Below are 22150 nucleotides of genomic sequence, written 5' to 3'. Positions count from 1 at the left end.
CTCGCCGAGGGGAATTCGGCCAATTGCCTCGTTCACAGCGGACGACTATCAGGGTGCCATGAAGCTGACCGAGACGCTGACCGACCTTGCCAATCCGACCAGGTTTCTGGCACTGACCGCGCGCATCCTGCCGTGGCTCGCCGGCGCGACCGCGCTGCTGCTCGCGATCGGGCTCTACCAGTCGGCGATGGCGCCCGACGACTATCAGCAGGGCGCCACGGTCAAGATCATGTTCATCCATGTCCCGAATGCGTGGCTGTCGATGTTCGTCTGGGGCGTCATGAGCGTGGCTGCGCTCGGCACCCTGGTGTGGCGCCATCCGCTGGCCGACGTCGCCGCGAAAGCCGCAGCCCCGATCGGCGCCGCCTTCACCTTCCTGGCGCTCGTCACCGGCTCGCTGTGGGGCCGGCCGATGTGGGGCACTTATTGGGAGTGGGATGCGCGGCTGACCTCGGTCTTGATCCTATTCCTGATGTATCTCGGCCTGATCGCGCTGTGGCGTGCGGTCGAAGACCCGTCGCGCGCGGCACGGGCGGCGGCGGTGCTAACCCTGGTCGGCGCCATCAACATTCCGATCATCAAATTCTCGGTCGATTGGTGGAACACGCTGCATCAGCCGGCCTCGGTGTTTCGCGCCGGCGGCCCGACCCTCGACAAGGCGTTCCTGTGGCCGCTTTTGGTGATGGCGATCGCGTTTTCACTGCTGTTCATCACGTTGCATCTGGCGGCGATGCGCAACGAGATCCTGCGCCGGCGCGTGCGCAGCCTGCAGATGATCCAGGCGAGCCGCGTCTCGTTCGCGAGCGAAGCAGGTGCCGGCTCGCGCGACGGAAGCGCGCCCAAGGGAGCGGCGTGACGCGATGTCGCTTGGTCCCTACGCCTCCTTCATCGTGACGTCTTATGCGCTGGTCGCAGCCGTCGTGCTGCTGTTGATCGTCTGGATCGTCGCCGACTATCGCCGCCAGCAGACCCGCCTCAGGGAGATCGAGGCCAGCGGCATCACCCGCCGCTCCGGCCGCAGCGCGGCGGACATCAGATGAGCGAGCAGGCGACCGACAGCCCGCCGCAAGCCCGCCGCCTGCTGGTGGTGCTACCGCTGCTGATCTTCCTGGGGCTGGCAGCCCTGTTCCTGCTGCGGCTCTACGGCGGCGATCCCTCGAAAATTCCGTCGGCGCTGATCGGCCGGCCGGCGCCGCAGACCGCGCTGCCGGCGCTCGACGGGCTGGTGAAGGACGGCGCACCGGTCCCCGGTCTCGATCCCGCCGCGTTCAAGGGCAAGGTCTCGGTCGTTAACGTCTGGGCGTCGTGGTGCGTGCCCTGCCATGACGAGGCCCCGCTGCTGACCGAGCTCGGCCGCGACAAGCGCTTCCAGATCATCGGCATCAACTACAAGGACTCGCCCGAGAACGCGCGACGCTTCCTCGGCCGCTACGGCAACCCGTTCGGCATCGTCGGTGTCGACGGCAACGGCCGCGCCTCGATCGAATGGGGCGTCTACGGCGTGCCCGAGACTTTCCTGGTCGGACGCGAGGGCACGATCGTCTACAAGCTGGTCGGGCCGGTCACCCCTGACAACGTCAACACCGTGCTGAAGGCCGAGATCGAGAAGGCGCTGCACGCCGGACAGTAAGCGCATCGTCATTCAGCGATGCTGTGAACCGCTGGTGAATGACGAGGAGAAATACCTGCGGCAAAATACTTCGTCGCATTTATCCGCGGTTCATTTCGCGGCCACGGCAACGCCACGAACGCAACCCCAACTCAGCAGCGTTGACATCAACGTTCCTCTGGAGGGGACATATGCGCAAGACCACGCTCGCTTCACTTCTCACCACCGCGCTCACGCTCGGCATGCTGACGGCGACGCCGTCGATGGCCCAGAGCGTTCAGCCGGCCACGCCCGCCACCAAGTCGGACGTCAACAAGATGGCTCCCGCGCCGAAGGCTGTGACGCCCGACGCCAAGACGACCGGGATGGCCAAGGACGACCTGCTCGACGTCAACAGCGCCACCGCCGACCAGCTCGACGCGCTGCCCGGCGTCGGCAAGACCTATTCGGCCGCGATCATCAAGGGCCGTCCCTACAAGGGCAAGGATGAACTGGTGCAGAAGCAGATCCTGCCGCAGGCGACCTACGACAAGATCAAGGACAAGATCATCGCCAAGCAGAAGAGCTGAACGCTGAACAGTTGATCTCCGAGACCTCGAACGCAGCGCGGCGCAATCGCCCGCGCTGCGTTTCGATCTACTTCCGCAGGTCGCCGGCGTCCGCTTCGCTGGTTTCCAGCGAGACCGGCTCGAGGTGATAGCGCTTGGTCAGCGGCATCTGCGCGATGGCGAAGATCATGGTCAGCGGCGTCACGCCGAACACCTTGAAGTTCACCCAGAAATCCGTGGTCTGGGTGCGCCAGACGATCTCGTTGAGAACAGCCATGCCGGCGAAGAACAGCGCCCAGCGCATGGTGAGGATGCGCCAGCCCTGCGGCGTCAAATTGAACATCTGGTCGAACATCACGGCGATGAAGGAGCGGCCGAACAGCAGCCCGCCGCCGAGCACCGCTGCGAACAGGCCGTAGATGATGGTCGGCTTGACCTTGATGAAGGTCTCGTCGTGCAGCACCAGCGTCAGGGTGCCGAACACCAGCACGATCGCGCCGGTCACCAGCGCCATGATCGGCACATGCCTGGTCACCACATAGGATGCGATCATCGCCGCGACGATCGCGACCATGAAAGCACCGGTCGCGACGAACAGATGGTACTTGGCGTTCGCCACGAAGAACACGAGCAGCGGCCCGAGTTCGGTCGCAAGCTTGAACAGCGGATGCGGCTGGGTCTTGTCCATCAATCTAGTTCTCGATCCCGGCAATCGCCTTGGCAAAATCCTTCGCCGTGAAGGGCGCGAGGTCCTCGACGCCTTCGCCGACGCCGATGAAATGCACCGGCAGTCTGTGCTTCTCCGATAGCGCGACCAGGATGCCGCCGCGCGCGGTGCCGTCAAGCTTGGTCATCACGAGGCCGGTCACGCCAGCCGTACGATGAAACGCCTCGACCTGCGACAGCGCATTTTGTCCCACCGTGGCGTCGAGCACGAGCAGCACCGCGTGCGGCGCCGAGGCATCGACCTTCTTGATCACGCGCACGACCTTCTCGAGCTCGTTCATCAACTCGGACTTGTTCTGCAGCCGGCCGGCAGTGTCGATCAAGAGCACGTCGCGCCCCTGCTCCTTGGCCGCGGTCAGCGCGCTGAAGGCAAGGCTCGCGGAATCGGAGCCCTGGGCACCGGCAATGACCGGCGACTTGGTGCGCTCGCCCCAGACCTTGAGCTGCTCGATCGCCGCGGCGCGGAAGGTGTCGCCGGCGGCGAGCATCACCTTGCGGCCCTCGGCGGCGAATTTCGCCGACAGCTTGCCGATCGTCGTGGTCTTGCCGGAGCCGTTGACCCCGACCACCAGGATGACGAACGGCTGCTTCGAGCCATCGATCTCGAGCGGCTTCGCCACCGGCGCCAGCACCTTCTCGACCTCGGTCGCAACCACGTCCTTGACCTCGTCGGCGGAGATCGCCTTGTCGTAGCGGCCCTTGCCGACCGCCTCCGCGATGCGGACCGCGACATCGGTCCCGAGATCGGCGCGCAGCAGCACATCCTCGATGTCATCGAGCATGGCCGAATCGAGCTTGCGCTTGGTGACGAGGTCGGCAACCGCGGTCCCGATCGAACTCGAGGTCCGCTTCAGGCCGCCTTTCAGCCGCTGCCACCAGCTCTGTTTGGGAGTTCCCGCAGTGGTATCGTTCATGGCGCGGACGTGTTAGCCGTTTCGGCTCACAAACGAAAGTCTCGACGAATTGATCGATGTTCACCAATTGACCGCGGAAGAAATCCTTGCGCGGGTGCTCCACCGCGACGGGCTGATGCTGGTGATCGACAAGCCGGCCGGCCTGCCGGTGCATCGCGGCCCCAAGGGCGGCCCCAATCTGGAGGCCTCGTTCGACGCGCTGCGGTTCGGGCTGCCACGACCGCCGGTGCTGGCGCATCGGCTCGACAAGGACACCTCCGGCTGCCTCGTCCTGGGACGCCACCGCAAGGCGACCGCCTCGCTCGGGCTGTTGTTCAAGCACAGCAAGATTGCGAAGACCTATTGGACCGTGGTCGAGGGCGGCCCCACCGAGGACGAAGGCACCATCGACATGCCGCTCGGCCGGCTCAACGCCGAGCGCGGCTGGTGGCAGAAGCCGGACCCGGACGGCCAGAAGGCGATCACGAACTGGAAGGTGCTGGGGCGCGGCGATGGTCTCGCCTGGCTCGCGATGGAGCCGGTCACCGGCCGCACCCATCAGCTGCGGGTGCATTCCTCGGCGATGGGCTGGCCGATCGTCGGCGACAATATCTATGGCAACGGCCCGCGTTTCGGCGAGCCGACCCTGCATCTGCATTCCCGCGAGATCGGCATCCCGATCTCCCGCAACAAGGACCCGGTGCATGTCGTCGCGCCGGCGCCCGAACATATGCAGGCGCGGCTCAAGGCCTGCGGCTGGAACGGGCAATGACCACCGTGATTTTACGGACCATTATCCTTTACGGAACATTCAGCCCGATCCGCTAGTCCTGCAGGCGGCTTAGAAAAAGCGCGCCGCGACGGGCTCAGGACGAGCAATGCTGAATGATGGGCAAGCAATTGTCGACGAGGTCGAGGCTGCGATACGCGCCGGCTCCGCCGCGAAATGCATCACCACGGCCAAGCGCGTCACCAGCCTCTTCCTCGCATCCGCCGGCAGCTTCAACAGCGAGCAGGTCGAGCTGTTCGACAACGTGCTCGATCGCCTGGTGAAGACCATCGAGTTGCGCGCGCTCGCCGACATCAGCGCCCGGATGGCGCTCACCGACATCAGCGAGCAGCTCGCGCCGATCGCCCAGGCCCCGCCCGCGCTCATTCGCCGTCTCGCGAGCAATGAGGAGATCAGGATCGCCCGGCCGGTCCTGCAGGAATCCTCGCGGCTCGGCGCGGACGACCTGGTCGAGATCGCGCGGACCAAGAGCGAGCAGCATCTGCTCGCCGTCGCCGGCCGCTGGTGGTTGAAGGAAGTCGTCACCGACGCGCTGTTGGCCCGCAGCTTTGCCAGCGTCAGTCATCGTCTCGTCACCAATCCCGGCGCCAAGCTGTCGCCGGGCGGCTTTGCGGTCATCCTGGCGCAGGCCGAGCACGATCCCGTGCTCGCGGTGCAGACCGGCGTCCGCGCCGACCTGCCCTCGGAGCTCCGCCTTCAACTGCTGCGCGATGCAACCGAAGAGGTTCGCGGTCGTTTGCTGGAACGCGCCCCGCCCTATCTGTTCGAGGAGATCCGGAACGCGATCGCCGCGGTCGCAGCCGGCGTCGAGCGCGACATGTCGCAGGTGCGCGATTTCACCGCGGCGAAGCGCCACATCGCGAAGCTCAGGGATGGCGGCGATCTCAACGAGGCCGCCCTGCTCGGCTTCGCCAGACAGCGAAGATATGAGGAGACCATCGTTGCGCTGGCGGAGCTTGCGCCGTCGAGCATCGAGGTGATCCGCTCGCTGATGCAGAGCCTGCGCAGTGAAGGCCTGCTGGTACCGTGCCGCGCCGCGGGCCTGAGTTGGGAGACCACCGCCGCGGTGATGGAATGCCGCTACACGACCGGCTCCATGGGACTGGTCGAGCTCGCCAAAGCCAAGAGCCAGTTCACGAAACTGACCCGCGAAAATGCCGATCGCCTGCTGCGGTTCTGGCAAGTCCGCGGCGCACACCCTCCGAAGCCCGGCGGACGCGCGCATTGAAGGCGTCGCGCGCGAGGGCGCGACTTGATTTCGATTCAACCTGTCAGACAGGGTATTGGGTGTCATTACCCGAAAGCGGGTGATCCAGTATTCCAGAGACAGGGGTACCGAGCCGAGCGGCCGCGGCGCACTCGGAGACGGCAGCACCCCAGCATTCCGCGCCGTCGTACCGGAACGACGATGCGCGGAAGTGCAGCCGCAGTCACGACGTGATCAAAGGCGCGCGATGCAACCAAGTGTTGGTTTGCAGCTGGTCGAGGACGAAGCTCGCGACGTCGTCGCGCGATACGGTTCCGCCATGGAAGCCGGAGAGATCCGTCAGAGCGCGAACCGAACCACTGCCGGGCTTGTTGTTCAGGACGGAGGGACGCACCAGAACCCAATCGAGGCCGCTGTCCCTGACAATGGCTTCCTGGCGGTTCTTGTCGGCGTACACGTTCTTCAGCAGCAGCGGGAAGATCGCCTTGTCGAACAGGAAGCCGCCGTGCCCGGCACTATCGCCGGCACCAATGCCCGTAATGAGAACCAAGCGAGACACCCGCTCGGCTTTCATCGCCTTGACGAGCGCACGTGTCGCGGTCGAGAGCAGCGTCACCTCGCCGAATGGGCTCGCCGGCGTGCCGAGCGCGCTGATCACGGCGTCCTGGTCCTTGAGCGCGGCGCGCAACACGGCTTCATCGCGAGCGTCTCCGATGACCAGCCTGGCACCTTCGAGATGACGCGCTTTGTCGGGCGATCGCACCAGTGCGGTGACCTCGTGACCGCGGGCTTGCGCCCGGCCGACGATCCGGCGTCCGGTGCCGCCGGTCGCGCCGAGCACCAGTATTTTCGAGGGGGAAGTCTTTGGGCTGTCGTTGATGGGATTGTTCATGGCTGCCTCCGTGGCTGACGGGACGCCTCCAGTGAGGCTGTCCCGCCGTTGAATGACTGGCGATGATCAGAGCTTGCCCTCCGCGAGCAGTTCGCGGGTCCGCTTCAGCGTCGAGAGCAGCGCGGCCTTGTAGCCCTTGTCGCCGTCGAACTGCGTCTGCTCGGCCTGCTCTTCCGGACCGAAGGGCTGCTTCCCGCGCAACCCGATGTAGCAATAGAACCGCAGCTGCAACGCGCCGGTCTCGTCCTCGAACACCTCGTTGACGATGGCGCCTTCGCGCGGGCCTGCGGCCTGGAAGAAGGTGACCTTCTTCTCGGGTTCGAAGACGACGATCTCGCGCAGGTCATCGCCGGCGATGGTCGCTTCACGCACAATGTGCGTCGCGCTTTCCTCCACGACTTCGCAGCGGGTGCAGAGATTGGGCGGCAGAAACAGCCGAGCGTCCATCGCCTTGCGAACCAGCCCGGTCCAGATCTGGGCGCGGGTCAGCGGAGTCACGTCCCCCGGATTCACCGGGACGGTGGCAGTCGAATGGATCATGGCCTCATCCTTGATTGTCGTGATGGGGTGGTGTCGCCGCCCTCAGGCGGCGGCCGTGATCTCGGCAACGAAGTCGCGATACGATCGCAGCGGCCGGCCGAGCAGCGTGGTCAGACGCTCGACGTCGCCAGCCTCGGGCAGCATCCCGTCCGTGAGGAAGCGCTCGCTCATCAACCGCATGTCGAACGCCATCCAGCTCGGCATGAACTGCCGGAGGTTCTTCTCGAAAGCGGCGGTATCGTCGCCGGGATAGGCGATCGTTCGACCGAGCACGTCCGACCAGATGGCGGCGGCCTTCGCGCCGGTCAGCGTGTCGGGACCGACCAGGTTGATCCGGTCGAGCGGCGTATTGGAGGCCTCGCGGCGGATGAGCTCGATGGCGGCGATCTCGCCGATGTCGCGCGCATCGATCATGGCGAGACCCTTGCTGCCGATCGGCATCGGGTAGACGCCATATCCGGTCACCACGTCCTTGATCGTGAGCTCGTTGCTCATGAAGTAAGCGGGGCGCAGGATCGTGGCGTTGAAGCCCATCTGCTCGATCATCCGCTCGATGCCGAACTTGCCGGCGAAGTGCGGCACATTCACGTAGACGTCGCTGTGGATCACCGAGAGATAGACGAGCCGCTCGACTCCCGCCTCGCGCGCCACGTTGAGCGCAATCAGCGCCTGGGTGAATTCGTCAGGCACCACGGCGTTGAGCAGAAACAGCGTCGAGATACCCGCGAATGCGCCGCGCAGCGAGTCGACGTCGAGCAGGTCGCCCTTCGCGGCGGCGACGCCGGCCGGGAGGCTTGCCTTGGCCGGGTCGCGCACCAGGGCGCGCACGTCGGCGCCGCGCTTGACGAGGTGTTCGACGACGCTGCGGCCGACCGTTCCGGTGGCACCGGTCACGAGGATGGTCATTGGGTCACTCCAGTTGGGGGTTGGTCAGCACCCCGGAAATTAGTGATCCACATTCGGATCGATAGACGCTATGTTTGGACAGACCGTCCCACTGGTGGAACACATGGATCTGCTCGCGCTCGCCGATTTCAATCTGGTCGCCCGCCACGGCGGGTTCGGAAAGGCCGCCCGGGCCTCCGGACGCCCGAAGGCCACCCTGTCCCGCCGGGTCTCCGAGCTGGAGAGCAGCCTCGACTTGCGCCTGTTCGAGCGGGGAACGCACGCATTGAAGCTCACCGAGGAGGGACGCGCGCTTCATGAACGGAGCGGCGCCTTGCTCGCGGAGCTCGACGAGACCGCCTCCGCGATCGCCTCCGGCGCGGACAAGCCGCGGGGCAGGTTGCGGATCAGTGCACCTTTGCTGTTTTCGCAGACCGCGATGGGCAAGCTGGCGGCCGCGTTCGCGCTGAAATATCCCGAGGTGCGGCTCGAGATCACCACGGAAGACCGCGCCGTCGACATGATCGAGGAAGGCTACGACCTCGTGATCCGGGTCAATCCGGACCCGGACGAAAGCCTCGTCGGACGGATATTTATGCGCGATCGGCTGGTGGTCGTGGCGAGCCCCGCTCTCGTCCGTCCGACGGCGGATGTCGCTGTTCCGACCGTGGCGCGCGGGGTAAGCGACCTGGACGCCAGCTGGGACGCGGTGGCGCAGGGACGCAATCTGCGGATCAAGACCAGACCGGCGCTTCGCCTGTCGTCTCTCATCATGGTCCGCGATGCGGTGCGCGCAGGCGTTGGCGCTGCGCGGCTTCCCATCTCGCTCGTCAGCCGTGACCTGGCCGCCGGCAAGCTCGTCCACTGGGGCGACGTCGACGGACCGGACATCGCGCTCTGGACGCTGTATCCCTCACGCCGGCTGTTGAGCGCTCGGGTCTCCGCATTCCTTGAGTTTCTGAAGCAAGCCTTCCCCTCGGGGACCCCCGAGGAGCTAGCGGCTTTCATCGACTGAACAGATGGTCATTACTCCTGATCGGTCGTGTCGCGGCGCACCCCGACGAGACGTGCACCGTCATGGCCGGTCACGGCGAGCCGGCGCACCATGCCCGCCACGTCATCGTCGATCGCGACCGGCAGGAAATGTTCGGTGCGGCCCTGCGTGTCGCTCTCGATCAGCACCTCGCGTACGGCGCCGATCTCCGCCGCAAGCCGCCGCGCCAGCGCGGCGTCGCCGGCCGCGCGCAGCCGCTTGGCGCGCTCCCGGATCGTGCCGCCTGGGACCTGCGGCATCCGTGCGGCGGGCGTGCCCGGACGTGGCGAATAGGGAAACACGTGCAGGAAGGTGAGATCGCATTCGTCGACCAGGTCGAGCGAGCGCGAAAACATCTCGTCGGACTCGGTCGGAAAGCCCGCGATGATGTCGGCGCCGAAGGCGATGTCCGGCCGCAGCCGGCGAACCTGCGCGCAGAAATCGATCGCGTCCTTTCGTGAATGCCGGCGCTTCATCCGCTTCAGGATCATGTCGTCGCCGGATTGCAGCGACAGATGCAGATGCGGCATCAGCCGTGCGTCGTTGGCGATGACATCGAGCAGATCACGATCGGCCTCGACCGAATCGATCGACGAGATGCGCAGCCGCTTCAGCTCCGGCACGTGGCGCAGGATCTGCCGGGTCAACTGGCCGAGCTTCGGCGCGCCAGGCAGGTCGGCGCCATAGCTCGTGAGATCGACGCCGGTCAGCACGATCTCGGCATGGCCGCGCTCGACCAGCGCACGGACCTGATCGACCACCGCGCCCATCGGCACCGAGCGCGAATTGCCGCGGCCATAGGGGATGATGCAGAAGGTGCAGCGATGGTCGCAGCCGTTCTGCACCTGCACGAACACCCGCGGCAGGCCGCGCGCAAAGCCGTCGAGCAGGTGCGGCGCCATTTCCGTCACCGCCATGATGTCGGCGACCGCGATCTTCTCGCTGGCGCCGAGATCGAACGCGGCGCGTGTCGCGCGCCAGGCGTCACCGCGCGTCTTCTCGTCATTGCCGACGACGCGGTCGACCTCGGCCATGTCGGCGAACATCCGGCTTTGCGTCTGCGCCGCGCAGCCGGTGACCACGATGCGCGCCGTGGGCCGCTCGCGCTTCAGCTTGCGGATCGACTGCCGGGCCTGCGCCACCGCCTCATTGGTGACGGCGCAGCTGTTGATGACGATGGTGTCGGAAAGTCCCGCCTGTTCCGCCTCGCGGCGGATCACCTCGGATTCGAATGCGTTGAGGCGGCAGCCAAAGGTGACGACGTCGACGCCCATAGTTCTTCGTTTGAGCATGATCTCTTCGGAAAACCGGTTTCCACTTTTCCGGATCATGCTCTAAGCGACGCTGGCGAACAGCGCCGGATCGAAGCGGCCCTCATATTCGAAATCGGCGGTGCCGGTCATCAGCACGTGATCGTCGCGCTCGCGCCACTCGATGCCGAGCTTGCCGCCAGGTAGCGTGATCTCGACGACCCGATTGGCGCGCTTCAGCCGCGCCGCGGCGACCGCCGTGGCGCAGGCCGCCGAGCCACAGGCCCTGGTGAGGCCGGCGCCGCGCTCCCAGGTGCGGATCGTGATGTGGTCGCGATCGACGATATGGGCGAGCGTGATGTTGGCTCGCTCCGGGAAGATCGGATGGTTCTCCAGCAGCGGGCCGAAACGTTCGAGGTCGTAAGCATTGACGTCATCGACCCAGAACACCGCATGCGGATTGCCCATCGAGACCACCGAGGGCGAATGCAGCACCGGATTGTCGATCGGCCCGACCTGCAGCTCGATGTAGCGGGTATCGCGAAATTCCTCAGCCAGCGGAATGTCCTGCCAGCCGAACTTCGGCGCGCCCATGTCGACGGTGTAAAGATCGGGCGCCGGGCCCTGCCAGCAATTGAGCAGCCCGGCGCGGGTCTGGAACGTCGCTGTGGTCTGGCCGGTCTTCTCGAAGATCCGCCGCACCACGCAGCGCATGCCGTTGCCGCAGGCCCCGGCCTCCGAGCCGTCATTGTTGTAGATCGTGATGTACGCTTCGGTACCGTCGAGCCGCGGCGGCTGCAGCACCATCAGCTGGTCATAGGGCGCCCCGGCCGGCAACGCCACCGCGCGCGCCTCCGCCGCCGAGACGACTGCCCGACCTGGTGCCTCTAAATCGCGCAGGTCGACGACGACGATCTCGTTGCCGATGCCGTTCATCTTGGCGAATGCGTGATTGGCGAGCGCGCTCATCGATTTTCCCAAATTCTGCCCGGTTATATGGCGAGTGAAGGCCAGTTAGCCAGCCTGAATAGCCCCATGACACATCTGTCATGGGACGAATGCAGAACTTGCGTGTTAGGACTAGCGCACCTCGCGGACCGCGCGCCGGGACAATCGAGCGGCCGTCTGAGGACGGGGATGGAGAAGACCGAATGAACCGTATCAACACGCTCCGCGCGGCCGTGCTCGCGCTGCTCCCTTTGACCGCTATCGCACTGGCAAGCCCGGCACCTGCCCAGTCCCCGGCGGCCTCGCCCGCCCCGGCGGCAAGCCCGAGCCCGATGCCCACCCCAGCGCCATCGGCAACGCCGGTGCCCCCGCCGGCCGAGACCAAGTCGCCCGCCGACAGCCCGGCCGCGTCGCAATCCCCCACACCGCCGCCGGCCGCCCCGGTGCAGACCGCCGATCCGTTCGGCGAGCCGTTCACGCTGGAGCCGAAGAAAGTTGTCATGCTGAAGGGCACGGCCAACTGGGATTCCGCGTTCGACGCATTGATCGAGGCGTTCAAGCAGCTCACCGCCCTGCTCGACAAGGATGGTGTCAAGGCCGCGGGCAATCCGATGATCGTCTACACCTCGACCGACGACACCGGCTTCACCTTCATCGCCGAAGTCCCGGTCGACCAGGACCTGAAGAACCTCGGCAAGAACATCAGCATGGGCAATTCGCCGGACGGCAAGGCGCTGAAATTCGTCCATCGCGGGTCCTACGACAACATGGACAACACCTATGAGGCGATCACCAATCACCTCGACGACAAGAAGCTCGAAGCCAAGGACACCTTCATCGAGGAATACATCACCGATCCCTTGAAGACCGCCGAAGACAAGCTTGTGATCAACGTCTACGTCCCCCTGAAGTGAGCCAGATGACCTATCGCCTCCCCCTCGGCCTTCCTTGCGCTGCCACCCTGATTGCGACCACGCTGCTGGCTGCGCCGGCATTCGCCGACAACGACTTTCCGCCGGCGATCTCGGTCACCGGCGAGGCGACCGTGTCGGCGGCGCCCGACCAGGCGCAACTCGACGCGGGCGTCACCACCGACGGCAAGACCGCACGCGAGGCCACCGAAGCCAACAATGTGACGATGGGCAAGGTGCTGGCGGCGCTGAAGGGCGCAGGGATCGCGGAGAAGGATTATCAGACCTCGCGGCTGTCGCTGCAGCCGCAATTCGCCAACCGCACGCCGTCGTCGACCAACGCGCCGCCCAGCATCGTCGGCTATCACGCCAGCAATCGCGTCACGATCCGGCTGAACGATGTCAGCAAGGTCGCCGGTGTGATCGACGTGCTGGTGGGTGCCGGCGCCAATGATATCGGCGGGCTGAACTTCTCGGTGACGCAGGCCTCGAAGCTGCTCGACGAAGCGCGTGAGAAGGCGGTCGCCGACGCCCGCCGCAAGGCGGAAATCTACGCCAAGGCCGCCGGTGTCACGCTCGGCGCGCCGTTGAACATCGCGGAGGTCGGCTCGGCGCCGGTGCCGGTGTTCCGTGCCAAGATGGCCACCGCAGGCTTTGCCGCACCGACGCCGGTGGCGCAGGGCGAGGAAACGCTGACGGTCAATGTCAGCGTCTCCTGGGCGATCAAGGAGAAGTAGAGCCACAGGCGTAGCCCGGATGGAGCGAAGCGCAATCCGGGGCCGATCTCTCCGCGGATAGTCCCCCCGGATTTCGCTTCGCTCCATCCGGGCTATTCTTCTGCTAGATCTCGAACACCTGCCCCGGCTTCAACGCGACGAATGTCTCCCGCGGCACTTTTGCCGCATCTAACGCCTCGCCCAGCGCGATCGCGGGCGCGTCGATCGCCTCGTCGGTCAACTGGAATGTGCCGTGGTGATGCGCCAGCGCTTGCGCCGCGCCGCAATCGGCCAGCGCCTTCACCGCATCCTCCGGGTTCATGTGCTGGTCCTGCATGAACCAGCGCGGCTCGTAGGCGCCGATCGGCAGGATTGCGAGCCGCAACGGGCCGTGCGCTTCGGCCACCCTGCGGAAATGCCCCCCGTCGCCATAGCCGGAATCGCCGACGATGTAGAGCTTGCCGGCCGGCGTCTCCAGCACAAAGCTCGCCCATAGCGCCTTGTTGCGATCGAACAGGCCGCGCGCCGACCAGTGCCGCGTCGGCACCAGCGTCACCGCAAGACCGCCTCCAAGCTCGACGCGCTGATGCCAGTCGAACGCCTCGGCCTTGATCGCAGCATCGGCCGCGCGCATCGTGACGTCGTTGCCGAGCGGCGTGATCACGCGCGGCGCAAAGGAAGCAGCGAGCTTCGACAACGTCGCGACGTCGAGATGGTCGTAGTGGCCGTGCGACACCAGCACGACGTCGATCTTAGGCAGCTTGTCGAACGCGATGCCGGGATCGTTGTGCCGCTTCGGACCGGCGAAGCTGAACGGCGAGGCGCGCAGCGACCACACCGGGTCGAACAGGATGTTGAGGCCCGCGGTCTGGATCAGCCAACTGGCATGACCGACGAAACAGAACCGGGCCTTGTCGCCATCGACCCGCGGCGGCGGCGTGTCGGCAAAGGGGCTCGGCGCCCATTCCGGCCACTCGGCGCGCTTGCGGCCGCCGCCGAACTGCCAGCGCAGCACCTCGCCAAGCGATTTCGGCGGCGATCCATCCGGATCGAAGAAATGCAGGCCGTCGAAATGATCGGAGACGGGGCCGTCATAGGTTTTCATCAGGGACATCCAGATCGAGGGCACGCCGAGCGCGGCGGCGGCTCCGGTCAAGGTTGCAAGCAGATGGGCAAGCGGGTTCCCAAACAGGAGGCAGGCTCCGGTTATATGGGTGGCCGCCGCGGATTCGGAACCAAGCCAGCAAATCGACGCAATTTCAGTATGTTAATGACTATGTTCGGCAACTCGCGGCGAAACTTTCCTTGACTTTGCCGCCCCGGCAGCGTTTAACGCCGCGACTTTCTCGGAAAGCTCCGTCTTTTCGACCCGCCCACTGGTCCCGGAGGCCAGAGGCCAACGCCCGACAGCGCGATGCGCCCTCGGGCGCGAAAGTGTTTGGACCATCGTCTTGGCACGCCGTCTTGGCACTGTGCCAAGGCGGACTATGTGGTCATCACCCGCGAAAGCGGGTGATCCAGTATTCCAGAGCAGCTCGGATTGAACCGAGAGGCCGCGGCGTACGGGATACCCCGCTTTCGCGGGCTATGACGGGAAGCGAATGTAGCGAGCGCCGACCGGCGCAACGAAGGACAACGGCATTGTTCGACAATCTGTCGGAACGGCTTGGTGGCATTCTCGATCGTCTGACGGGGCGCGGCGCGCTGACCGAAAAGGACGTCGATGCCGCGATGCGCGAGGTGCGCCGCGCGCTGCTCGAGGCCGACGTCGCGCTCGAGGTGGTCCGCAGCTTCATCGACCGGGTCCGCGAGCAGGCGATCGGCGCCACCGTCGTCAAGTCGGTGACCCCCGGCCAGATGGTGGTGAAGATCGTCCATGACGAGCTGGTCGCCACGCTCGGTTCCGACGGCCAGACCATCGATATCAATTCCGTGCCGCCGGTGCCGATCATGATGGTCGGCCTGCAAGGCTCCGGCAAGACCACCACCACCGCGAAGCTGGCCCGCCGCATGGTCCAGCGCGACAAGCGCAAGGTGCTGATGGCCTCGCTCGACGTCTACCGCCCCGCGGCGATGGAGCAGCTCGCGGTGCTCGGCCGCGACCTCGACATTCCGACCCTGCCGATCGTCGCCGGCCAGATGCCGCCACAGATCGCGCGGCGCGCGCTGGAAGCCGGCAAGCTCGGCGGCTACGACGTCGTGCTGCTCGACACCGCCGGCCGCACCACGCTCGACGAAGACATGATGAAGGAGGCGGCCGAGATCAAAGCCGCCGCCAACCCGCATGAAGTGCTGCTGGTCGCCGATAGTCTGACCGGCCAGGACGCGGTCAACCTCGCACGCTCGTTCGACGAGCGCGTCGGTCTCACCGGCATCGTGCTGACCCGCGTCGACGGCGACGGCCGCGGCGGCGCCGCGCTGTCGATGCGCGCGGTCACCGGCAAGCCGATCAAGCTGCTCGGCACCGGCGAAAAGACCGACGCGCTGGAAGACTTCCATCCCAACCGCATCGCCGGCCGCATCCTCGGCATGGGCGACGTCGTTTCGCTGGTCGAGAAGGCCGCTGCGAACATCGACGCCGAGAAGGCCGCGCGCACCGCCGAGCGCATGCGCAAGGGTCAGTTCGACCTCAACGACATGCGCGAGCAGCTGCAGCAGATGGCCAATATGGGCGGCATCGGCGGCCTGATGGGCATGATGCCCGGCATCTCCAAGATGAAGAACCAGATCGCGGCCGCCGGGATTGACGACAAGATCATCAAGCGCCAGGTCGCGATCATCGATTCGATGACGCGGCAGGAGCGCAAGAACCCGGACCTCCTGAAAGCCAGCCGCAAGAAGCGCATCGCGGCCGGCGCCGGCCAGAGCGTCGAGCACGTCAACAAGCTCCTGAAGATGCACCGGAACATGGCCGACATGATGAAGGCGATGGGAAGCGGCAAGCGCGGCCCGCTGGCCGGCATCGCACAGGCGATGGGCTTTGGCGGCGGCATGAAGCCGCCCTCGGCCGAGGAGATGAAGGCGCTGGCCGAGAAGATGCAGGGCGGCGCCGGCGGCGGTCTGCCCAATTTGCCGAAGGATTTGCCCGCAGGGCTGCGCGGCGGCCTGCCGAACGTGCCGGGCCTGACCGGGCTTTCCGGCAAGCCGATGCTGCCGGGGCTCGGCGGCTTCCCGGGCAAGAAGAAATGACCCTCTTTCGTCATTGCGAGGAACGAAGCGACGAAGCAATCCACGCCTCCATGTGCGGGGCTATGGATTGCTTCGCTGCGCTCGCAATGACGGCGTAACTGACCAACACAGACTTCAAACCAACACTTAAGGAGAACTAAATGTCCGTTGTTATCCGCCTCGCTCGCGCAGGCACCAAGAAGCGTCCGGTCTATCACGTCGTCGTCGCCGACTCGCGCTTCCCGCGCGATGGCCGCTTCATCGAGCGTCTCGGCCACTTCAACCCGCTGCTGCCGAAGGACAACGAGGCTCGCCTCAAGCTCGACATGGACAAGGTGAAGGCCTGGCTCGCCAAGGGCGCGCAGCCGTCGGATCGCGTGACCCGCTTCCTCGATGCCGCCGGGGTCAAGAAGCGCACGCCGCGCAACAACCCGGAGAAGGCCGTGCCGCGCAAGGAGCGCAAGGCGCAGGGCCGAAGCCGCCGCCAAGGCATAAGCTGAACGGCTGCTGCGGTGGCTGCACCGGTCTGTGTCGCCCGTATCGGCGCTGCGCATGGCGTGCGCGGCGCCGTCCGGCTATGGACCTTCACCGAAGACCCGCTGGCCGTGAAGGATTACGGGCCGCTGATGACCAAGGACGGCACGCGCCAGTTCGAGGTCACGCATGCGCGCGAGGCCAAGGACCATCTGGTGGTGACGCTGAAGGGCGTCGCCACGCGCGATGATGCCGAGCGGCTGAACGGTCTCGAGCTCTACATTCCGCGCGACCGGCTGCCGGCCACCGACGACGGCGAGTACTACCACACCGATTTGATCGGGCTCGCCGCAGTGACGACCGCAGAGCAGCCGCTCGGCAAGGTGATCGCGATCCATAATTTCGGCGCCGGCGACATCATCGAGATCGCCCCGCCGCAGGGCGCGACGATGCTGCTGCCGTTCACCAATGCAGTGGTGCCGACGGTCGACATTGTCGGCGGCCGCGTCGTGATCGAGCTGCCGCAGGAAATCGACGGCGAAGATCCGTCGGCCGCCTGACCTGAAAATACTCTTCAGCCTGTCATCCGGCCCTGTTGCTCGAGCCAGTCGCAGAACACCGCGCTGTGCGGATCGTTGCTGCGGCCCGCCGGGAAGTAAGCGAAGTAGCTGCGCGCCGGCAGGCTGATATCCGGAAACGGCGTCACGAGGCGTCCCGCCGCGAGATCGTCCGCGATCAGCGCGGTCGGTCCCATCGCGACGCCGAGCCCATCGAGCGCGGCCTGGATCGTCAGATAGAAATGATCGAAGGTCAGCGCGGCCTTGGGCTCCAGCGCGGAATGCCCGGCCTCGGTGAGCCAGTCGCGCCACAGCCGCGGCATCGACGTGACATGCAGCAGCGTATGCCTCGCGAGATCCGCGACCTCATGCAGCGGCAGTTGCGCTGCCAGCGATGGACTGCACACCGGCAGTCGCCGCTCCGAGACCAGGAAACGCGACGAGAAGCCGTGAAACGTATCGGGCCCGCCGCGGATCACGACGTCGAAAGTGTCGGGCAGCGCATCCACCGGATCGTTCGACGTGCTCAGGCGCACCTCGATATCGGGATGCTCGGCGCGAAACCGGCTCATCCGCGGCAGCAGCCAGCGCAGGCTGAAAGTCGCGAGCGCATTGACCTGGAGCACCGCCACCGTCGCGTCGCTGCGTCGCGCGCGATGCTGCTGGACGGCCGCCGAGATCCGGTCGAGCGCCGGCGCGAATTCCGCCAGCAGCGCCGCGCCCGCCGGCGTCAGCACCACGCGCCGCACCGACCGCCGGAACAGCGCCGGCGCGCCCAGCCATTCCTCGAGCAGCCGGATCTGCTGGCTGACGGCGCCATGAGTCACGCTGAGCTCGGCGGCGGCTTCCTTGAAGCTGCCGAGCCGCGCGGCGGCTTCGAAGGCGCGCACCGCATTGAGCGGCGGCAGGCTGCGGCGGGGGACGAACATGAATTCCTCCATACCAGATTTTCTAACGCATCGCTGGATTATTACTGATTTGTGACAGCGGCTGATCGGGCGCATATTGCGCAGCAAGACACTCACATATCTCCACTTTTCGGAAGACTCCTCGAATGCAACGCCGTCCTGGCTTTAGATTTTCTCGATATAGGTGGCCGCAATGAGCGTAGCGGCGAAAGCCGGCACGCCCCGCCCCGACCGCGCCCGGGCGACGCGGACGCTGACGGTGACCGGGCTCAACCACGCCCTGCACGACGGCTACACCGATCTGATCTACGTGCTGCTGCCGATCTGGCAGGCCGAATTCGCGCTGGGCTACGGACTCCTGGCGCTGCTGCGCGGGCTCTATGCCGGCGCCATGGCGGGCTTGCAGATTCCGGTCGGGCGCATCGCGGAGCGGATCGACGGCAAGATCATCCTGATCGCCGGCACGGCGCTGTCGGCGCTCGGCTACATGTTCGCCGGATTGTCCGGCGGCGTCATCGGACTTGGCCTCGCGCTCGCATTGTCCGGCGCCGGCTCGAGCACGCAGCATCCGATCGCATCCGCCGCGGTGTCGCGCGCCTATGGCGCCGGCGCACGCGGGCCGCTCGGCATCTACAATTTCACCGGCGATCTCGGCAAGGCGGCGATCCCGGCGCTGACCTCGATCCTGCTCGTGATCATGTCATGGCGGCACACGCTGCTGGTGATCGCCCTGGCAGGCTTGCTGGTCGCGATCTGCATCGCGTTCTGGATGCCCTCGGTCGGCAAGGGCGCCGAGCACAAGGCCGCCGGGGCTTCACGCCACGACGGCGACGGCAGTGGTTTTCCCTGGCTGCTCGCGATCGGCATTCTCGACACCGCGGTGAGGATGGGTTTTCTCACCTTCCTGCCGTTCCTGTTGCGCGACAAGGGCGCCGCGCTGCCGACCAACGGCCTCGCGCTGGCGCTGGTCTTCATCGGCGGCGCCGCCGGAAAATTCACCTGTGGCTGGCTCGGCCAACGCGTCGGCACGCTGCGCACCGTGCTGATCACCGAAGGCGGCACGGCAGCGCTGATCGTGGCCGTGCTGCTGTTGCCGCTGGCGCCGGCCATCGTGCTGCTGCCGCTGCTCGGCGTGATGCTCAACGGCACCTCCTCGGTGCTCTACGGCACGGTGCCCGAGCTGACGCCGGAGCATCAGACCGAGCGCGCTTTCGCGCTGTTCTATACCGGGACCATCGGATCGGGCGCGATCGCGCCTGTCCTCTACGGCCTGCTCGGCGACGCGCTCGGCCCGACGCTTGCCACCACGGCAACCGCGCTCACGGCACTGGCGATCTGTCCGCTTGCAATGGTCCTCGCCCGGCATCTCGCCGACGAAGCGACGGCGTGACGCCGCACATGCCCAAGCCCGTAGCCCGGATGAAGCCAACGGGTCGCGCGAATGCGCGCCCGATGACAGGCTCCGCGCAATCCGGGACCGCTGCTTGTTGCTTGCGTGACCCCGGATTGCGCTTCGCTCCATCCGGGCTACTTAAGCATTGGTCTCACGGAGCATCCCAATGACAAGCACGCATAAGGCCTGGCGGCTGCACGCCCACAACGATCTTCGCTTCAAGGATGTCGCAACGCCCAAGCCCGCGCCCGATGGCGTCGTGGTGCGGATCGAGGCCGGCATGGTGCTGTCCTATACCAACAGACTGCTCTCCGGCGCGCTGCCCTACAGCCTGCCGCCGATGCCGTTCGTGCCGGGCACCAACGCGATCGCGCGCGTCGTCGCCACCGGCGACAACGTCACGCATGTGCAAAGCGGCGACCGCGTATTCCTCAGCCCGCATCTGCGCGGCGACGTGCCGGATCGCGATCCGCCGCAAATCCTGATCGGCCTCACCGCCACGGTGACGACGCCGGAGGCGCTGGCGTTGCAGGCGCGCTGGCGCGACGGCGTGTTCGCGGAGATCGCGCACTGGCCGGCCGCCTGCGTCACGCCGCTCGCCAATCTCGACGACCGACCCGCGACCGAGCTGATCGGGCTCGCCAAACTGATCGTGCCGTTCGGCGGCTTGCAACGCAGCGGCCTGCGCGGCGGCCAGACGATCATCGTCAACGGCGCCACCGGCTATTTCGGCTCGGGCGGCGTGATGCTCGCGGTCGCGATGGGCGCGGGCCGCGTCGTCGCCGTCGGACGCAAGCAGGCCGCGCTCGACCAGTTGCGCGACGCATTCGGCCCGCGCGTCATTCCTGCCCTCGTCACCGGCGATTCCACAGCCGACCTTCAGATCATCCGCCGCGCGGCCGGCGGCAGCGCCGATGTCGCGCTCGACCTGCTCGGCGCCGCCAGCAGCACGTCCACCACGCTGTCGTCGCTGCGCGCGCTCCGGCGCGGCGGCCGGATGGTGCTGATGGGCAGCGCCGAAGTGCCGCTCGAGCTCTCGTTCCGTGAGATGCTGGCCAACGACTGGGAGGTGGTCGGGCAGTTCATGTACGACCGCACCGCGCCGGGCCAACTCGCCGGCCTCGCCGCCGAAGGCCTGCTGGATCTGCGCAAGATCAGCGTCGCGGCCTTTGCGCTCGCCGACTTCCGCCGCGCGGTCGACGCCGCCGCGATGATGCAGAGCCTCGACCTCACGGCCGTGGTGCCGTAACCAGAGGCATGACACCGCAAGAGACCCCAGCCCAGACGGCACACTGGCGCGCCACCGTGCTGACCCTGTTCCCGGAGATGTTTCCGGGGCCGCTTGGCGTGAGCCTGGCCGGCAAGGCGCTGGCCACGGGCCTTTGGGCGCTGGAGGCGCGCGACATCCGGGCGTCGGCGACCGACAGGCATCGCAGCGTCGATGACACCCCGGCCGGCGGCGGCCCCGGCATGGTGCTGCGGGCCGATGTGCTGGCGGCAGCGATCGACGCCGCTGCCGTCGCACCTGACCGCCCGCGCCTGCTGATGAGCCCGCGCGGTCGGCCATTGAGCCAGGGCCAGGTCGCACAGCTTGCGGCCGGGCCCGGCCCCCTGATCGTCTGCGGGCGCTTCGAGGGTATCGACCAGCGGGTGATCGAGGCCAGAGGCCTCGAGGAGGTCTCGATCGGCGATTATGTGCTGTCCGGCGGCGAAATCGCCGCGATGGCGCTGATCGACGCCTGCGTCCGCCTGCTGCCGGGGGTGATGGGCAAATTGGCCTCGGGAACCGAGGAGAGTTTCTCCGAAGGACTACTGGAATACCCCCAATACACCCGTCCGCAGGAGTTCGAGGGCCGCCAGATCCCGGAAATCCTGATTTCCGGCGATCACGCCAAGGTCGCGGCCTGGCGGCTGGCCCAATCCGAGGCCCTGACGGCGGCCCGCAGGCCCGATCTCTGGGCCCGGAAGGCCGGCCAAAAAGCCGCTCCGCGCCGGACAAAAAACACGACAGACGGGTGACAAACCCTGCGCTTTGCCTTATAGGCACGGCCTAATCCGCACACGCGCAGGATAGATGGACGTTTGCGCAGCCCCCATACAGGCTGGGCGCGCCGCCGATGGAGATTTCGATGAACCTTATTCAGCAGCTCGAAAAAGAGCAGTTCGACAAGCTCGCCGCCACCAAGACCATTCCGGAATTCGGTCCCGGCGACACCGTCATCGTCAACGTGAAGGTTGTCGAAGGCGAGCGCACCCGCGTGCAGGCCTATGAAGGCGTTTGCATCGGCCGTTCCGGCCAGGGCCTCAACGAGAGCTTCACCGTGCGCAAGATCTCCTATGGCGAAGGCGTCGAGCGCGTCTTCCCGGTGATGTCGCCGATGATCGACTCGATCAAGGTCGTGCGTCGCGGTAAGGTGCGTCGCGCCAAGCTGTATTACCTGCGCAACCTGCGCGGCAAGTCGGCCCGCATCGTCGAGAAGCAGGACCGCCAGACCGCCGTCGGCGAGTAATCCATCCCGCAAGGGTTTTGACGAAAAGCGCGGGGCTGGCCCCGCGCTTTTTTGTTGCGGCATACCTATCTGATGGACAGGCCCGCGCATCGATCGATTGTCGCGGGCGCGAGCCCTGTGTTAGAAATTTAGAATGGTTCCGGATCAAGCAAGCCAGCGCTGCCCAAGTCAGATCTGCCAGCGCGTCGTGAT

At 66.3% G+C, this 22150-nt stretch carries 24 protein-coding genes and 1 pseudogene; 16 read left to right on the top strand and 9 right to left on the bottom strand.

Annotated elements, in window-relative coordinates; translation table 11 throughout:
- The first annotated feature begins 58 nt into the window (after window positions 1-58).
- The 4 genes from ACVW17_RS08770 to ACVW17_RS08755 all read left to right on the top strand — a co-directional run bounded on the left by ACVW17_RS08770 (window position 59) and on the right by ACVW17_RS08755 (window position 2178).
- The gene (locus ACVW17_RS08770; protein WP_456751511.1) at window positions 59-856 is read left to right on the top strand and encodes a heme ABC transporter permease; all 798 of its coding nucleotides are present in this window, start codon (window positions 59-61) and stop codon (window positions 854-856) included.
- Window positions 857-860: 4 nt separating this feature from the next.
- Entirely contained in the window at window positions 861-1040 is a 180-nt protein-coding gene (ccmD, locus tag ACVW17_RS08765) for a heme exporter protein CcmD (RefSeq protein WP_456751510.1), read from the top strand.
- The gene (locus tag ACVW17_RS08760) at window positions 1037-1630 is read left to right on the top strand and encodes a DsbE family thiol:disulfide interchange protein (protein ID WP_456751509.1); all 594 of its coding nucleotides are present in this window, start codon (window positions 1037-1039) and stop codon (window positions 1628-1630) included. Before ccmD ends, ACVW17_RS08760 begins: the two co-directional genes overlap by 4 nt.
- A 170-nt stretch (window positions 1631-1800) precedes the next feature.
- On the top strand, window positions 1801-2178 hold the full coding sequence (locus ACVW17_RS08755) for a ComEA family DNA-binding protein (protein ID WP_456751508.1): 378 nt from the start codon (window positions 1801-1803) through the stop codon (window positions 2176-2178).
- 67 nt (window positions 2179-2245) lie between these two features.
- Here ACVW17_RS08755 and ACVW17_RS08750 read toward each other — a convergent pair whose 3' ends face one another.
- Window positions 2246-2845, bottom strand: a complete 600-nt coding sequence (locus ACVW17_RS08750; RefSeq protein WP_456751507.1) for a septation protein A — start codon at window positions 2843-2845, stop codon at window positions 2246-2248.
- A gap of 4 nt (window positions 2846-2849) precedes the next feature.
- A complete protein-coding gene (gene ftsY / locus ACVW17_RS08745; protein ID WP_456751506.1) occupies window positions 2850-3797 on the bottom strand; it encodes a signal recognition particle-docking protein FtsY in 948 nt (315 codons plus the stop codon).
- Between the two features lie 49 nt (window positions 3798-3846).
- On the opposite strand from ftsY, the gene ACVW17_RS08740 reads away from it, so the two are divergent.
- Both ACVW17_RS08740 and ACVW17_RS08735 read left to right on the top strand, forming a co-directional pair.
- Window positions 3847-4548: an RluA family pseudouridine synthase gene (locus ACVW17_RS08740; RefSeq protein WP_456797024.1), complete on the top strand. Its 702-nt coding sequence runs from the start codon at window positions 3847-3849 to the stop codon at window positions 4546-4548.
- Between the two features lie 106 nt (window positions 4549-4654).
- A complete protein-coding gene (locus ACVW17_RS08735; protein WP_456751505.1) occupies window positions 4655-5794 on the top strand; it encodes a DUF2336 domain-containing protein in 1140 nt (379 codons plus the stop codon).
- A gap of 202 nt (window positions 5795-5996) precedes the next feature.
- Here the strand turns inward: ACVW17_RS08735 and ACVW17_RS08730 are convergent, their stop codons facing one another.
- The 3 genes from ACVW17_RS08730 to ACVW17_RS08720 all read right to left on the bottom strand — a co-directional run bounded on the left by ACVW17_RS08730 (window position 5997) and on the right by ACVW17_RS08720 (window position 8111).
- Window positions 5997-6665 (bottom strand): NAD(P)-dependent oxidoreductase, encoded by a 669-nt coding sequence (locus ACVW17_RS08730; RefSeq protein WP_456797023.1) that lies wholly within the window; start codon window positions 6663-6665, stop codon window positions 5997-5999.
- Between the two features lie 66 nt (window positions 6666-6731).
- Complete coding sequence (locus tag ACVW17_RS08725; protein ID WP_456751504.1) at window positions 6732-7205, bottom strand: SRPBCC family protein; 474 nt, start codon at window positions 7203-7205, stop codon at window positions 6732-6734.
- Between the two features lie 42 nt (window positions 7206-7247).
- Complete coding sequence (locus ACVW17_RS08720; RefSeq protein WP_456751503.1) at window positions 7248-8111, bottom strand: SDR family oxidoreductase; 864 nt, start codon at window positions 8109-8111, stop codon at window positions 7248-7250.
- Window positions 8112-8214: 103 nt separating this feature from the next.
- Here ACVW17_RS08720 and ACVW17_RS08715 point away from each other — a divergent pair, with 103 nt between their 5' ends.
- Entirely contained in the window at window positions 8215-9105 is an 891-nt protein-coding gene (locus tag ACVW17_RS08715; RefSeq protein ID WP_456751502.1) for a LysR family transcriptional regulator, read from the top strand.
- An 11-nt stretch (window positions 9106-9116) separates the two neighbouring features.
- On the opposite strand, the gene mtaB is transcribed toward ACVW17_RS08715, so the two are convergent.
- Together mtaB and dapF are read right to left on the bottom strand one after the other, a co-directional pair.
- Window positions 9117-10397 (bottom strand): tRNA (N(6)-L-threonylcarbamoyladenosine(37)-C(2))-methylthiotransferase MtaB, encoded by a 1281-nt coding sequence (mtaB, locus tag ACVW17_RS08710; protein ID WP_456756377.1) that lies wholly within the window; start codon window positions 10395-10397, stop codon window positions 9117-9119.
- Between the two features lie 60 nt (window positions 10398-10457).
- Window positions 10458-11342, bottom strand: coding sequence for a diaminopimelate epimerase (gene dapF / locus ACVW17_RS08705; RefSeq protein ID WP_456751501.1), 885 nt, complete (start codon window positions 11340-11342; stop codon window positions 10458-10460).
- A 182-nt stretch (window positions 11343-11524) separates the two neighbouring features.
- Between dapF and ACVW17_RS08700 the strand changes: the two genes are divergently transcribed.
- Entirely contained in the window at window positions 11525-12235 is a 711-nt protein-coding gene (locus ACVW17_RS08700; RefSeq protein ID WP_456751500.1) for a GyrI-like domain-containing protein, read from the top strand.
- A gap of 5 nt (window positions 12236-12240) precedes the next feature.
- Window positions 12241-12969, top strand: coding sequence for an SIMPL domain-containing protein (locus tag ACVW17_RS08695; RefSeq protein WP_456751499.1), 729 nt, complete (start codon window positions 12241-12243; stop codon window positions 12967-12969).
- 103 nt (window positions 12970-13072) lie between these two features.
- Here ACVW17_RS08695 and ACVW17_RS08690 read toward each other — a convergent pair whose 3' ends face one another.
- Window positions 13073-14062 (bottom strand): MBL fold metallo-hydrolase, encoded by a 990-nt coding sequence (locus ACVW17_RS08690; RefSeq protein WP_456756376.1) that lies wholly within the window; start codon window positions 14060-14062, stop codon window positions 13073-13075.
- 527 nt (window positions 14063-14589) lie between these two features.
- On the opposite strand from ACVW17_RS08690, the gene ffh reads away from it, so the two are divergent.
- The 3 genes and pseudogenes from ffh (at window position 14590) to rimM (ending at window position 17150) form a co-directional block, all read left to right on the top strand.
- Entirely contained in the window at window positions 14590-16137 is a 1548-nt protein-coding gene (ffh, locus tag ACVW17_RS08685) for a signal recognition particle protein (protein ID WP_456751498.1), read from the top strand.
- 140 nt (window positions 16138-16277) lie between these two features.
- Window positions 16278-16611, top strand: a pseudogene (rpsP, locus tag ACVW17_RS08680) (30S ribosomal protein S16).
- A 17-nt stretch (window positions 16612-16628) separates the two neighbouring features.
- Complete coding sequence (gene rimM / locus ACVW17_RS08675) at window positions 16629-17150, top strand: ribosome maturation factor RimM (protein ID WP_456751497.1); 522 nt, start codon at window positions 16629-16631, stop codon at window positions 17148-17150.
- A 14-nt stretch (window positions 17151-17164) separates the two neighbouring features.
- On the opposite strand, the gene gcvA is transcribed toward rimM, so the two are convergent.
- Window positions 17165-18076, bottom strand: coding sequence for a transcriptional regulator GcvA (gene gcvA, locus ACVW17_RS08670; RefSeq protein WP_456751496.1), 912 nt, complete (start codon window positions 18074-18076; stop codon window positions 17165-17167).
- A gap of 172 nt (window positions 18077-18248) precedes the next feature.
- On the opposite strand from gcvA, the gene ACVW17_RS08665 reads away from it, so the two are divergent.
- From ACVW17_RS08665 to rplS, 4 genes are all read left to right on the top strand, one after another.
- A complete protein-coding gene (locus ACVW17_RS08665; protein WP_456751495.1) occupies window positions 18249-19445 on the top strand; it encodes an MFS transporter in 1197 nt (398 codons plus the stop codon).
- Window positions 19446-19614: 169 nt separating this feature from the next.
- Complete coding sequence (locus ACVW17_RS08660) at window positions 19615-20697, top strand: zinc-binding dehydrogenase (RefSeq protein ID WP_456751494.1); 1083 nt, start codon at window positions 19615-19617, stop codon at window positions 20695-20697.
- Window positions 20698-20705: 8 nt separating this feature from the next.
- Window positions 20706-21467 carry a tRNA (guanosine(37)-N1)-methyltransferase TrmD gene (gene trmD, locus ACVW17_RS08655; RefSeq protein WP_456751493.1) on the top strand — a complete coding sequence of 254 codons (762 nt, stop codon included), beginning with the start codon at window positions 20706-20708 and terminating at the stop codon, window positions 21465-21467.
- Between the two features lie 110 nt (window positions 21468-21577).
- Window positions 21578-21958, top strand: a complete 381-nt coding sequence (gene rplS, locus ACVW17_RS08650; RefSeq protein ID WP_021078824.1) for a 50S ribosomal protein L19 — start codon at window positions 21578-21580, stop codon at window positions 21956-21958.
- The last annotated feature ends 192 nt before the right edge of the window (window positions 21959-22150 follow it).

This window comes from Bradyrhizobium sp. USDA 4473 (assembly GCF_054063335.1).
This window is presented reverse-complemented; position numbering and strand designations above follow the sequence as displayed.

Excerpts from the sequence above, each read along its gene's own strand:
- ACVW17_RS08770 (WP_456751511.1), top strand. The coding sequence starts at position 59 with ATGAAGCTGACCGAGACGCTGACCGACCTTGCCAATCCGACCAGGTTT.
- ccmD (WP_456751510.1), top strand. The coding sequence starts at position 861 with ATGTCGCTTGGTCCCTACGCCTCCTTCATCGTGACGTCTTATGCGCTG.
- ACVW17_RS08760 (WP_456751509.1), top strand. The coding sequence starts at position 1,037 with ATGAGCGAGCAGGCGACCGACAGCCCGCCGCAAGCCCGCCGCCTGCTG.
- ACVW17_RS08755 (WP_456751508.1), top strand. The coding sequence starts at position 1,801 with ATGCGCAAGACCACGCTCGCTTCACTTCTCACCACCGCGCTCACGCTC.
- ACVW17_RS08750 (WP_456751507.1), bottom strand. The coding sequence starts at position 2,845 with ATGGACAAGACCCAGCCGCATCCGCTGTTCAAGCTTGCGACCGAACTC.
- ftsY (WP_456751506.1), bottom strand. The coding sequence starts at position 3,797 with ATGAACGATACCACTGCGGGAACTCCCAAACAGAGCTGGTGGCAGCGG.
- ACVW17_RS08735 (WP_456751505.1), top strand. The coding sequence starts at position 4,655 with ATGCTGAATGATGGGCAAGCAATTGTCGACGAGGTCGAGGCTGCGATA.
- ACVW17_RS08730 (WP_456797023.1), bottom strand. The coding sequence starts at position 6,665 with ATGAACAATCCCATCAACGACAGCCCAAAGACTTCCCCCTCGAAAATA.
- ACVW17_RS08725 (WP_456751504.1), bottom strand. The coding sequence starts at position 7,205 with ATGATCCATTCGACTGCCACCGTCCCGGTGAATCCGGGGGACGTGACT.
- ACVW17_RS08720 (WP_456751503.1), bottom strand. The coding sequence starts at position 8,111 with ATGACCATCCTCGTGACCGGTGCCACCGGAACGGTCGGCCGCAGCGTC.
- ACVW17_RS08715 (WP_456751502.1), top strand. The coding sequence starts at position 8,215 with ATGGATCTGCTCGCGCTCGCCGATTTCAATCTGGTCGCCCGCCACGGC.
- mtaB (WP_456756377.1), bottom strand. The coding sequence starts at position 10,397 with ATGGGCGTCGACGTCGTCACCTTTGGCTGCCGCCTCAACGCATTCGAA.
- dapF (WP_456751501.1), bottom strand. The coding sequence starts at position 11,342 with ATGAGCGCGCTCGCCAATCACGCATTCGCCAAGATGAACGGCATCGGC.
- ACVW17_RS08700 (WP_456751500.1), top strand. The coding sequence starts at position 11,525 with ATGAACCGTATCAACACGCTCCGCGCGGCCGTGCTCGCGCTGCTCCCT.
- ACVW17_RS08695 (WP_456751499.1), top strand. The coding sequence starts at position 12,241 with ATGACCTATCGCCTCCCCCTCGGCCTTCCTTGCGCTGCCACCCTGATT.
- ACVW17_RS08690 (WP_456756376.1), bottom strand. The coding sequence starts at position 14,062 with ATGTCCCTGATGAAAACCTATGACGGCCCCGTCTCCGATCATTTCGAC.
- gcvA (WP_456751496.1), bottom strand. The coding sequence starts at position 18,076 with ATGTTCGTCCCCCGCCGCAGCCTGCCGCCGCTCAATGCGGTGCGCGCC.
- ACVW17_RS08665 (WP_456751495.1), top strand. The coding sequence starts at position 18,249 with ATGAGCGTAGCGGCGAAAGCCGGCACGCCCCGCCCCGACCGCGCCCGG.
- ACVW17_RS08660 (WP_456751494.1), top strand. The coding sequence starts at position 19,615 with ATGACAAGCACGCATAAGGCCTGGCGGCTGCACGCCCACAACGATCTT.
- trmD (WP_456751493.1), top strand. The coding sequence starts at position 20,706 with ATGACACCGCAAGAGACCCCAGCCCAGACGGCACACTGGCGCGCCACC.
- rplS (WP_021078824.1), top strand. The coding sequence starts at position 21,578 with ATGAACCTTATTCAGCAGCTCGAAAAAGAGCAGTTCGACAAGCTCGCC.